This window comes from Borrelia anserina Es (assembly GCF_001936255.1).
In the GTDB taxonomy this organism is placed as follows: domain Bacteria; phylum Spirochaetota; class Spirochaetia; order Borreliales; family Borreliaceae; genus Borrelia; species Borrelia anserina.
In genome coordinates, this window is the sequence record NZ_CP013704.1 from 218,384 (window position 1) to 230,082 (window position 11,699).

11 protein-coding genes are annotated in these 11,699 nt (G+C 30.7%); 5 read left to right on the forward strand and 6 right to left on the reverse strand.

Annotation, left to right across the window (positions count from 1 at the left end; all coding sequences use genetic code 11):
- The first annotated feature begins 42 nt into the window (after positions 1-42).
- The 3 genes from pstC to pstB are packed head-to-tail and all read left to right on the forward strand — an operon-like array spanning position 43 to position 3,254.
- On the forward strand, positions 43-951 hold the full coding sequence (pstC, locus tag N187_RS01050; RefSeq protein WP_025419429.1) for a phosphate ABC transporter permease subunit PstC: 909 nt from the start codon (positions 43-45) through the stop codon (positions 949-951).
- A gap of 56 nt (positions 952-1,007) precedes the next feature.
- Complete coding sequence (gene pstA / locus N187_RS01055) at positions 1,008-2,489, forward strand: phosphate ABC transporter permease PstA (protein WP_407918943.1); 1,482 nt, start codon at positions 1,008-1,010, stop codon at positions 2,487-2,489.
- Positions 2,490-3,254, forward strand: coding sequence for a phosphate ABC transporter ATP-binding protein PstB (gene pstB / locus N187_RS01060; protein WP_025419431.1), 765 nt, complete (start codon positions 2,490-2,492; stop codon positions 3,252-3,254).
- On the opposite strand, the gene N187_RS01065 is transcribed toward pstB, so the two are convergent.
- Genes N187_RS01065 through N187_RS01085 form a run of 5 tightly spaced genes read right to left on the reverse strand, consistent with a single transcriptional unit; the run spans position 3,255 to position 8,456 of the window.
- On the reverse strand, positions 3,255-4,076 hold the full coding sequence (locus N187_RS01065) for a ZIP family metal transporter (protein WP_025419432.1): 822 nt from the start codon (positions 4,074-4,076) through the stop codon (positions 3,255-3,257).
- A gap of 28 nt (positions 4,077-4,104) precedes the next feature.
- The gene (locus N187_RS01070; protein ID WP_025419433.1) at positions 4,105-5,886 is read right to left on the reverse strand and encodes an alanine--tRNA ligase; all 1,782 of its coding nucleotides are present in this window, start codon (positions 5,884-5,886) and stop codon (positions 4,105-4,107) included.
- Positions 5,886-7,103: a flagellar motor switch protein FliG gene (locus N187_RS01075; protein ID WP_025419434.1), complete on the reverse strand. Its 1,218-nt coding sequence runs from the start codon at positions 7,101-7,103 to the stop codon at positions 5,886-5,888. Before N187_RS01075 ends, N187_RS01070 begins: the two co-directional genes overlap by 1 nt.
- A complete protein-coding gene (locus tag N187_RS01080; RefSeq protein WP_025419435.1) occupies positions 7,090-7,791 on the reverse strand; it encodes a 6-phosphogluconolactonase in 702 nt (233 codons plus the stop codon). Before N187_RS01080 ends, N187_RS01075 begins: the two co-directional genes overlap by 14 nt.
- A gap of 20 nt (positions 7,792-7,811) precedes the next feature.
- A complete protein-coding gene (locus N187_RS01085; protein ID WP_233275043.1) occupies positions 7,812-8,456 on the reverse strand; it encodes an SIMPL domain-containing protein in 645 nt (214 codons plus the stop codon).
- A 117-nt stretch (positions 8,457-8,573) separates the two neighbouring features.
- Between N187_RS01085 and dusA the strand changes: the two genes are divergently transcribed.
- On the forward strand, positions 8,574-9,581 hold the full coding sequence (dusA, locus tag N187_RS01090) for a tRNA dihydrouridine(20/20a) synthase DusA (RefSeq protein ID WP_025419437.1): 1,008 nt from the start codon (positions 8,574-8,576) through the stop codon (positions 9,579-9,581).
- Here dusA and serS read toward each other — a convergent pair.
- Positions 9,571-10,839 carry a serine--tRNA ligase gene (serS, locus tag N187_RS01095; protein WP_025419438.1) on the reverse strand — a complete coding sequence of 423 codons (1,269 nt, stop codon included), beginning with the start codon at positions 10,837-10,839 and terminating at the stop codon, positions 9,571-9,573. The two genes, dusA and serS, sit on opposite strands and share 11 nt — an antisense overlap.
- Positions 10,840-10,983: 144 nt before the next feature.
- On the opposite strand from serS, the gene N187_RS01100 reads away from it, so the two are divergent.
- Positions 10,984-11,694 carry a hypothetical protein gene (locus N187_RS01100; RefSeq protein ID WP_025419439.1) on the forward strand — a complete coding sequence of 237 codons (711 nt, stop codon included), beginning with the start codon at positions 10,984-10,986 and terminating at the stop codon, positions 11,692-11,694.
- Positions 11,695-11,699 lie beyond the last annotated feature (5 nt).

An 11,699-nucleotide genomic window follows, 5' to 3' on the forward strand; every position in this document is an offset into this window, starting at 1 on the left:
ACTTAGCAAAATGTGATTTCTATAGGGGAACTCTTTTAAAGAATGAAATTAACCTTAAAGACAAAACGAAATATTGTGAGATTGACTTTCAACTGTTTTATCTTCACATCCGCAGCAATTAGTACTTTGATAATATTATTATTAATCTTATTTATTATTAAAAGTGGAATATCACCTCTACTGCATAATAGAATTAAAATTTTTAATTTCCTATTCAGTACAAACTGGGATCCTACTAGTAAGTTACAAAAATCTTACGGCATTTTATCTTTCATTATAAACTCAGCTTTAACAACATTCTTCTCTGTTCTAATTGCATTACCAATTGGACTTGGATTCGCAATTTACCTGTCTGAAAAAACCAAAGGCATTTATCAAAAAACATTACAAACTATAACAGAACTCTTAGCAGGAATCCCAAGCGTAGTATATGGATTTTTTGGAAGTACATTTATAGCTGCCCTTATAAAGAATATTTTTATAAGAGAAGATAACTTAGGTTATAATTTAATAACCTCAGTAATAGTTTTAAGCATAATGATACTCCCAACAATAATTAGTGTCTCATACACATCACTTAAAGCTGTCCCAAAATCATACAAACTCGCCTCACTTGCACTAGCTGCAACAGAATGGCAAACAATATATAAAGTAATGATTCCTTCAGCTAGAAGAGGCATTTTAGCAGGAGTAATACTAGCAATTGGAAGAGCTATTGGCGAGACAATAGCAGTTTTAATGGTTGGTGGTGGTTCACCTCTATTTATAAAAAATATATTCTCACCCATTAGAACACTAACAGTAAATATTGCAATAGATATAGGATATGCATCTGGAACTCACAAAGAATCCTTATTCTCTACAGCCCTGGTCTTGCTAGTATTAGTAATAATAATAAATTCAATTAAACATTTTATTCTATCTTCATCTAAAAGGCTAAAAATCAAGTGAATACAATCAAAACAAATAAACTATTTAATAAGATTTCATTTTGCATAATCAAATTCATTGCTTATTCTTTGATAACAATACTACTCTTTCTAATATCCTATATCGTATACAATTCATTGTTCTTTACTAGTAAAAAACAAACACTATTTTTAGATGAAACAAAACATTTTTTACCATTTAAATCAAATAATAAAATAATTAAAATCACCTTTATTGTTAATAATAGCATAAAAACAGAAGAAATTACCACTCAAGATATCTATAATATATACAACAATAAAATTTCACATTGGGGAAGCATATCAGATCAAAGTATAGACATAGTTCCAATTGCAAGCTCACAGTCAAGCCTACCCACTAAGATCATACTACAAACTTTCACCAAAGACAATCAGTTCAACAAAAGGTATATAAATATTGTAGAATCAAATGAAAAGATGATAGAAACTATCAATAAAACAGCAGGAGCCATTGGTTACATAACAAAAGAAGAACTCGAAAAATTAGATTTTAAAAAATATTCAGAGATTAAATCCCTAAAAATCAGATCTATGTCTATCTTAGTAGGCAAAAAGACACTAAAAAAAAGTGAAAACGCAATTATTAATACTTTGGGCCTTAATGAGATAAAGAAGTTACTCATAGGAAAGACAGATTGGAATGAATTAATATCTAAAGACATTAAATTGAATATCATAAAATGTCCAGATTACAATCAAAATGTAATACAAGCAGTAGAAAAACACGAAGGAACAATCGCAGTTGTTCCTTGGCATTCTTTCTATAAAAGTAATGCACCCTTTCTTAAATTATATTATATGAAAAAAAGTATGCCTTTAAACCTAAATTTCATACTATCTACTCCAAGAAATTCTGGAAGATATGGAGGAATTTCTTATTTAATCTTAAACACATTCTACGTTATATTACTAACAGCAATAATCTCAATTTCGATAGGAATTGCTACAGGGATAATGCTTGCCGAATATGCCTCAAACAAAGTACTTTATAAAACAGTATCTATGAATGTTGATATCTTATCATCCATTCCTGCTATTATTTTTGGAATCTTTGGACTTATCTTTTTTGTTCCAATTTTTGGCATGGGAATACTTTCTGGAGCATTAACAAGTTCTTTAATGATATTACCAATGATTATTAAAACAACTGAGGAAGCATTAAAATCAATTCCCAAATCATACAAATATGCTTCGGTTGCTCTGGGTGCTAATAAAACAGAAACTATAATTAAAATCTTACTACCCGCCTCTAGCCCAGGTATATTAACAGGAATCGTGCTTGCAATAGGACGTGCTCTTGGAGAAACCGCTATACTCCTTTTTACAATGGGAACAAATTTAGGACTTGCAAGTACTTTAAATGAACCTTCAAGAAGTTTAACTGTACATCTACTCTTACTATTCCAAGAAGGATATTTAGATAAAGGTTTTGCAACAGCATCAATACTCATAATAATGATACTTGCAATAAATTTAATATCAAAATTTTTAATCAATAGACTATATAGGATTAAGTAAATGAATCAAGACAAAGCAATTATTAAAACAGAAAATTTAAACCTATTTTACACAGATTTTAAAGCATTAAATAATATTAATATATCAATATTAAGAAATAGCATTACAGCCTTAATAGGACCATCAGGTTGCGGAAAATCAACATTCCTTAGAACACTTAACAGAATGAATGATCTAGTAGAAGGCGTTAAAATAGAAGGAAAAGTAATGTATGAAGGTAAAAGTATTTACTCCAATAATTTCGATGTTCTAGAACTTAGAAGAAAAATTGGAATGGTTTTCCAAACTCCCAATCCATTCCTAATGTCAGTTTATGACAATATAAGTTACGGACCTAAAATCCACGGAATTAAAGATAAAAAAAAGCTTGATGAAATAGTTGAAAAATCTCTAATAAAAGCCGCACTATGGAATGAAGTAAAAGATAAACTTAATAGCAATGCCTTAAGTCTTTCAGGAGGACAACAACAAAGACTCTGTATTGCAAGAACTTTAGCAATTGAACCAAATGTAATACTAATGGATGAGCCTACTTCCGCTCTTGATCCAATCTCAACAGGTAAAATTGAAGAGTTAATAATAAATTTAAAAGAAAGTTATACAATTATCATAGTAACTCATAATATGCAACAAGCTGGACGTATATCTGATAGAACTGCATTCTTTCTTAATGGTTATATTGAAGAAGAAAGCCAAACAGATGAACTATTCTTCAATCCTAAAAATATTAAGACAGAAGAATACATTACTGGTAAATTCGGCTAATTAACCTAAAGAAACATCAAGAAACATCATTAAAGAAAATCCAATCACTCCAAATATGGTTGGGACTTTATTATCAATATCCTTTCTTTTAGCCTCAGGTATCAATTGCTCAATTGAAACATAAATCATTGCTCCTGCAGAAAAAGATAGAGCAAAGGGTAAAATTCTAGTAAAAGTATAAACTGCATAAGACCCCAAAAATCCCCCAACAATTTCTACTAAACCTGACATCTGACCATAATTAAAACACTTCCATAAAGTAACATTACCTCGCCTTAAAGGCAAAGAAATTGCTGCACCTTCTGGAATATTCTGAATACCAATCCCCAATGTAAGAATCATGGCTCCAACTAAAGTATGAATATCAGGAGAAGAAGCTAAAGCACCAAAAGCAACCCCAACAGCAAGTCCTTCTGGAAAATTATGTAACGTAACAGCTGTAAAAAGCAAAAAATCCTTTTTACCATGTCTTGTTAAATCTTCATCAATAAATGTTAGCTTATCAAGATCTGGCACAAATACATCCACAATATATATAAAAAATGCTCCCAAAAGAAACCCAAAAACTGCTGGTATCCATACAACATAACCAAGACTTTCTGCCATCTCTATTGCTGGTTTAATAAGTGAAAAAAAACTAGCAGCAATCATAATGCCTGCTGAAAAACCAAGCATAGCATCCATTATTTTATTATTTACTCTTCTGAAACAAAAAACAGCAGCAGCTCCAAAAGCTGTAGTAAACCAAGTAAAAGTAGAACCTAAAAATCCTAAAAAAATAGGATGCAAAGTCAACAAATAATCACCTAAATATTTAAACATAAAGTATCCTCCATTAATTCTTAAGTAATCAATCGAGCAGAACTGCCTTTATTCTTCTTACACCTGAAGATGAAGCTTGTTCTTTTTGTATCTTAAAAGTACCAAGCTCACCAGTATTCTTAACATGTGGACCACCACAAACTTCAATTGAAAACCCATCTATTTCATATACACTTACAATATCTTCATATTTTTCACCAAATAGAGCCATAGCACCCTTGGCTACAGCATCATCCAGACTCATCACAAATCGCTTTACAGACAATTTATTTTTAATCTGTAAATTAACCAAATCTTCAACTCTCTTTATCTCACTATCTGTCATCTTACAAGGATGATTAAAATCAAATCTTAGCCTCTCAGCAGTAATATTGCTACCCTTCTGTCTTACATGATCACCTAAAACTAACTGAAGCGCCTTATGAAGCAAATGAGTAGCTGTATGTAACTTAGTAGTTTCATATGTACAATCTGAAAGTCCTCCTTTAAAGATCTTATCAAGTCCTTTCTTAGAAATTTCCTGATGCTTTTTAAAATGCTCTTCAAAGCCTGTTTTATCTACACTAAACCCATGTTCGGCTGCAAGTTCTTCCGTTATTTCATAAGGAAACCCATAAGTATCGTAAAGTTTAAAAGAAATATCACCAGGAATTACTTTTGATGGTAACTTATGAATTAATTTAAGAAACTCTTGCTCACCATGACGCAAAGTCTTTAAAAATTTTTCTTCCTCTACATTTAACTCAGCCTTAATAAAATCTTTCTTTTCTGTTAACTCCTTATAAAAAGACTTATAAACATCTTCAACCGAATCAACAAGATCTGCTAAAACATAAGATTCCATTCCAAGTTTCTTTGCATATCTAATGGCCCTCCTAATTACCCTTCTCAAAACATAACCTTGTCCCACATTAGAAGGAAGAAATGAAAAATTATCAGCTAAAATAAAACAACTAGCTTTAATATGATCAGCAATTATTCGAATAGCTCTATCATCTTTTAAATTCTGTCCATAAATCTTACCAGAAAATTCCCCTATCTTATCAATTATCGGTTTAAAAGCATCTGTGTCATAAACTGAAGACTTTCCTTGTAAAAAAGTAATTGTCCTCTCAATTCCCATGCCTGTATCCACGCATTTCCGATCCAGTTCTTCGTAATTCCCATTTTCATCTCTTTTATATTGCATAAAAACATTATTCCAAATCTCAAAATACTTACCACAAGCACATGTAATATCACATGTACTGGAACATTTCTCTTTACCCGTATCCACAAATATTTCAGTATCTGGCCCACAAGGTCCTATATTCCCAACAGGCCCCCAAAAATTATGCTCTCTTGAGAGATAAAATATTCTATCTTTAGGTATTCCAAGACCTTCCCACACCTTAGCAGTCTCTATATCCCGAGGCACATTCTCATCACCCTCAAAAACACTAACATAAAGTTTATCTTTTGAAATATTTAAATAATCAGGCGAAGTTAAAAACTCAAAACTATATTTTACAGAAAGTTCTTTAAAATAAGCACCAAGAGACCAATTTCCAAGCATCTCAAAAAAAGTTAAATGGCTCAGATCTCCCACTTCATCAATGTCTCCTGTTCTTAAACATTTCTGAACATTAACTAACATATCTCCAGATGGATGTATCTCTCCAAGCAGATAAGGTACAAGAGGCTGCATGCCAGCCGTATTAAAAAGAACTGTAGAATCATTATCAGGAATTAAAGACTTTCCTGCAATTTCACAATGACCTTTACTCCTAAAAAATTCTATATACTTTCTACGTAATTCATCAAGTTTCACTAAACAAACTCCTCATTCTTTCTATATATTGTCAACTTACCATTTAAAGTTAATTCCTTAATATACTTAACAAAAGATGTAGTCATTGCCTTTATATCTCTCTTCTTGACTTTCTTTAAAAAAGACTCTTCTTCTAAGATAATATCCTTACGCCTTCTTGAAACGTTGAAAAGAATTTTATCCCTAACTTCATTACTCTTATCTTTAATAATAATCGCGATATCGTTATCTGAAAATCTTCTTAAAATATTATGCATATCATTATCTGTAATCCTAAGTATTACATTAATGTCAAATATTTTTTCTTTAATTTCACTATCCTTAATAGGATCTAAAGATTTCAGATCAATCTTACTCAAAAGATTTTTTTCATCCTCAGAATCCATGTAGCTTAAAATATCAACAAGTATTTTAGAACCATCCAATTTTTCTGTCTTAAGCTTTCCCTGCATTTCAAATCTGCTCTTCAATCTATCAGAAATAATCTCAACCATATCCATATTTAATTGCCTTGGCTTAGCAAGCTCCTTAATAAACAGTTTCTTAATATCCTTTTCCAACATAGAAAAAACATATTTTTTCTGTTCTTTGGTTAAATAATAATATACTATCAATAGTGTTTTAATATTTTCTTTGCTAATTAATGCCCAAAGTTGCTCATTCTCAATACCAGACAAGTAATCAAAAGGCAAAAACAAATCAACTCCTGTAACTTTTTTATAAATCTCCCTCGCCTTTGCCTTACTTAAAGATTTATTCAATAACTCATAAGCAAACTTATCATCAATTTTTAAATATTTTTTCTCACTTCTTACTAACTCTTCAAATTCTTTAATAATGCGTTTTTTATCATCAGGAGTAATATACTTAACTTTCGTAATTTCCCTAGTAATTGCAATTATATCAGCATCATCAAGCTCAGCCATAATCTCTGCCGATCTTTCAAGACCAATAGCTAAGAAGTACTTTGCTATTTTTGATACCTTACTCTCTTTACGAATAAATCCTGACTTTTCAATCCCTCTCTTAGAAGGATTTGATTCACCAGAACTCTCTCTCTTTCTTCTTCTAATAAGATCAACCCACGATTTAAGAAGTGAACCTTGTATCTCAGAATCGGAAAAATCATTATGCAAACTCCCTTTTTCAGCATTCGTAAAAGAGTTTACTCCTAAATTTTTTGCACTTTGATATTTAAAAAGCCTAGGATCCTGCATATACTCCCTCAATATTTGTAAGAACTAATAAACTCGAATGGTCCTTGAAAATCTTAGCTGGACACCTCCTCAAAGAAATTTCTGAATTTAAAAAATTTTCTAAAGCATCTTTTTTTTCATGACCAATAAATAGTAACACAGCAGCTCTAGATGCAAGCAAAGATTTAGGTGTCAAGCTAATTCGCTTACTCGGAATCTTTGGTGAATCATACTCATATTGATATCCCTCCATCTCAGAGAACAAAAGTTTTTTTGAAGGAAAAAGAGAAGCAATGTGACCATCCTCGCCAACAGATAAAATGCAAAAGTCTAACCTTGTAAATCTAGAATTGAATTCAATATTATAATTATGAATAGATAATGCTTCATCAAATTCACTGTAAATAAACGGATGCAAATTAGAACCACAAATCAAATTCTTTTCCATCATCTTAGAAAAAAATCCTTCACTTAAAAGTTTAAAATTACTATAATCACTATTCAAATCAACACAACGTTCATCTACCAAAAAAAAATGTGATTTTTTAAAAGAATAGTTCTGTTCATTAAAGACATCAAGAAAAGAAATAATACTCCTACCACCACAAACTCCAATACTAGCAAAACCATCTTGACTAACATTACCTAAAAAAAAATCAAAAAACTTTCTTCTTAAATCACTATCTTTATTAGAATACAAAAATTCCATCACTATTCCTTGCAATAAAATTAATTTAAATAATAAGAAACTGTTGTAACGACCCTTAAAATCTTTTTTGAATAACGCTCATGCTCCCCTGAACTCCTATCAATTGGAAGAAACTCAAAGTACCCTTGATTTGCAGTCTTAATTCTTCCTAAAACAGCACCAGAATTATTTGCAAACTCCAAAGCTGCCCATTTAGCATTCTGAATAGAATCCGCTAGCATTTCAGGTTTAACCTCATTGATTTTATCAAAATAATAACTCGGTCCATCATTACCACTGAAAAGTACTCCTTTATTGTAAAGTTCAATAATATTTCTACTTGCCTGCTCCATTTTGTCAATATCTTTAGTATAAATACTCAAAGATACATACGCATTGTACTTATAAAGAATGTCACGATAGTTTGCAATGTGAAAATTCATACCTCTAATATTTATATCATCTTTATAAAATCCATAACTAACAAAAAAATCTCTTATTGCCAAGAAACTTGCATTATTTAATTTATTAATCTCATCTACAGTATTTCCACCCAACTCATACTGCAAGTTCCAACTTGAGGAGGTTGCAGTAACTTCTTTTTCACTCAATCCTTTAACAGTAATGTAATTTTCATTTTTAGTCCCAATATTTCTTATGCTATCAGATATGATAACTACTGCCATAAAAAAAACTAGGGACGACAATAAAAATAACAGCCTCTGCCTCAACATAAACTTGACCTCCAGTTTTTATTAACACAATATTGTCAACTTAAGAAATTTATTTTAACATATAATGTCATGTTAATAAACCGAAAAATAGCAATAGCACCAATGGTAGAAATTACCGATGAACATTTTAGATACCTAATAAGATTACTATCCAAAAAAGTTACTTTATATACCCCAATGATTTCTGCGAAATCAATCATAAAAGGAAATTTAAACACAATTGTTAAAAAAAACTCTACTGATTCTCCAATTGCAATTCAAATAGCAACAAATTGTGAAAATGATGCTGCAAAAGCCATAGAAATTCTTGAAAATAAATTTAACTTTGATGAATACAATCTTAACGTTGGTTGCCCATCACCTCGGGTACAAGAAGCAAATTATGGTGCCTGTCTCATGCGCACTCCAATTCAAGTAGGTAAAATCTTGCAAAACATGAAGAAAAATACAAACAAACCTGTTTCAGTTAAACATAGAATAGGCATAAGAGATAATAAAAGAGAATATTACGAAGAAAACTACACAGAGCTTAAACACTTTGTAGAAAAAATTATAGAATGTGAAATAAAAAATTTTACAGTTCATGCACGAGTAGCCATACTAAATGGATACTCTCCTAAAGATAACCACAATATCCCGAGACTTAGACATGACCTTGTATATCGATTAAAGCAAGATTATAAAGATATATTTATTGAAACAAATGGGGGAATTACTAGTAGCAATCACATAGAAACACATCTATCTCATGTAGATTCTGTCATGATTGGAAGGAATGCAGCAAGAGATCCATATTTTATTGCAAAAATTTCAAGAGAATTTTTAGAAGAGAAAGAAAAAATTCCAACAAGAGAAGAAATATTGCTAAAAATGGTAGAATATATCAAAGAATATGACAAATCCTTTTCAATTAACATCATACTACAACACATAATGAGAATAGTATTTGCTAAAAAAGATGCTTGCAAATTTAGACAAGCCTTAAGTGCACCTTTTCCTAAAAACCTTAAAAACCATGAAATACTCTTAAGTGCAATTGAACACTTAAGAGAAGATACTTTAAAATCTAATTCTTAGGTGATATATAATCAAAACCTGTATATTTAACCAAATTCTTAGGTATCCTTACTCCGCCTCTTTCATCCTGAAAGTTCTCAAGTATAGCAATGATAGTCCTAGTTGAGGCTATTGCTGTCCCATTGATCATATGTACAAACTTACTCTGACCATCATCTTTATATCTAATCTTAAGGCGCCTTGACTGATAATCTGTACAATTTGAAGTTGAGGTTACCTCCCCATACTCACCCTTATCTCCCCTACCCGGCATCCAAGCTTCAATATCATACTTCTTGTAAGCTGGTGCACCAAGATCAAAAGAACAAATATTTAAAACTCTATATGGAATCTCAAGATCGGTATAAATCTCTTCTTCTAATGCCAAAAATTCATTGTGAATACGATCAGAATCTTCACTCTTACAAAAACAAAACATTTCAACCTTACTAAACTGATGCACTCTATAAAGTCCCTTAGAAAATTGTCCAGCTGCCCCAGCTTCTCTACGAAAACAATGAGAAAGTCCCGCCATCTTTAATGGAGACTCAAGATCTAATATAGTATTATAATAATACCCACCAAGAGTAATCTCAGCTGTACCAACAAGATATTTATCTGTATCTTCAATTTTATAAATATTACTCTCAATGCCACGCGGATTAAATCCAATTCCATCAACTATAAATTCCCTTGCAACATCAGGTGTGATGAATAAATCAAATCCCTTGAGTTTAAGCTTATTTAAAGCAAAATTAATCAATGCAAGCTCTAAAAAAACAGCTTCATTTTTAAGATAATAAAACTTATTGCCGCTAACCTCACGTGCCCTCTCAAAATCAAAAAGATCTAAACTAATCCCGATCTCTAAATGATCTTTTGGTTTAAAATCAAATTTTGGAATATTTCCTGACACTTTTAACACAACATTCCCATCCTCACCAATAGGAACATCAGGAGCAAAAATGTTTGGAATTCGCTTGTGTTCAACCAAAAGCCTAGATGTTAAATGACTCAATTTATCTTCTAAAGTTGCAATTTCAGACTTTAAAGCCTTACCTGTTTCTATTAAATAATGCCTACGAGAATCATCCATTTTTCCTTTCATAGCATTAGCGTTTTCATTTCTTGCTGAATTCAACTCGCCTATCTTAGTAACAAGTTTCCTACGTTCATTATCAAGCAAAATTAACAGATTAATATCTAATGTCAACCCTCTAGCTTTAATATTTTTTCGAATAAGCTCTAAATTATCCCTTATAAACTTCAAGTCAAGCATTGCAGAACTCCCAAAACAAAATTAACTAAACATAATTAAAGTCAAATAAAATGAAAAAAATTATATTAAATTTAACACAAGAAATATTATATAATATTTAACAATGATAACAGAACAAACTTATGCACGGAGAAAAATATCTTTATGATAAAATCGTTAAGATCCCAAAAAATTTTAATTTTAATATCGCTATTGATGATTTTTATAGGGTGTACAAAAGAAACAAAAAAGATAAGCTTTAATGACATTGAGCCTCTTTATAATGGAAAAGATGCTATGACAATTCAATCAATTCTAACAGAAGAAGAAAATAAATTCTTTGAATACAAAATTAGAATACCCAAAATAATAGATGCCAAAACGAAGAACAATAGCATAAAAAAATTCAATGATGAAATTGAAAGTTATGCAAATGAAATAGTCAATAACCTAGAAAGTGCAGCTCAAAACACACTTCAAGATTCTAAAAAACCAAGTCTAAACATAGACTATGAAATCTACCATGGATATGACATTTATACAATAATACTAAATGCCACTCAATTAATCAATGATATATCGATCACAAACCATAGAAGTTACTACATTAACAATGATGGAAATTACATTTACAATATAGATGAAATCATTAACGTAGAAAAAGCATTCCCATACTTTACTCAAAAGATTAAAGAAAAAATCGAAAAAACTCAGTCAAATAAATTACTCTTTGATTTACAGCAAGCAGTAATTTATTTTGAAAATAAAAAAATCATAATAAAATTCCCACTTTACGTGTTTAGTTTAGACGATACAAAGAATACCGAAAACATATTCGAATTTAGCGAAGAGGAAACAATAAAATACATAAAATAAGGATA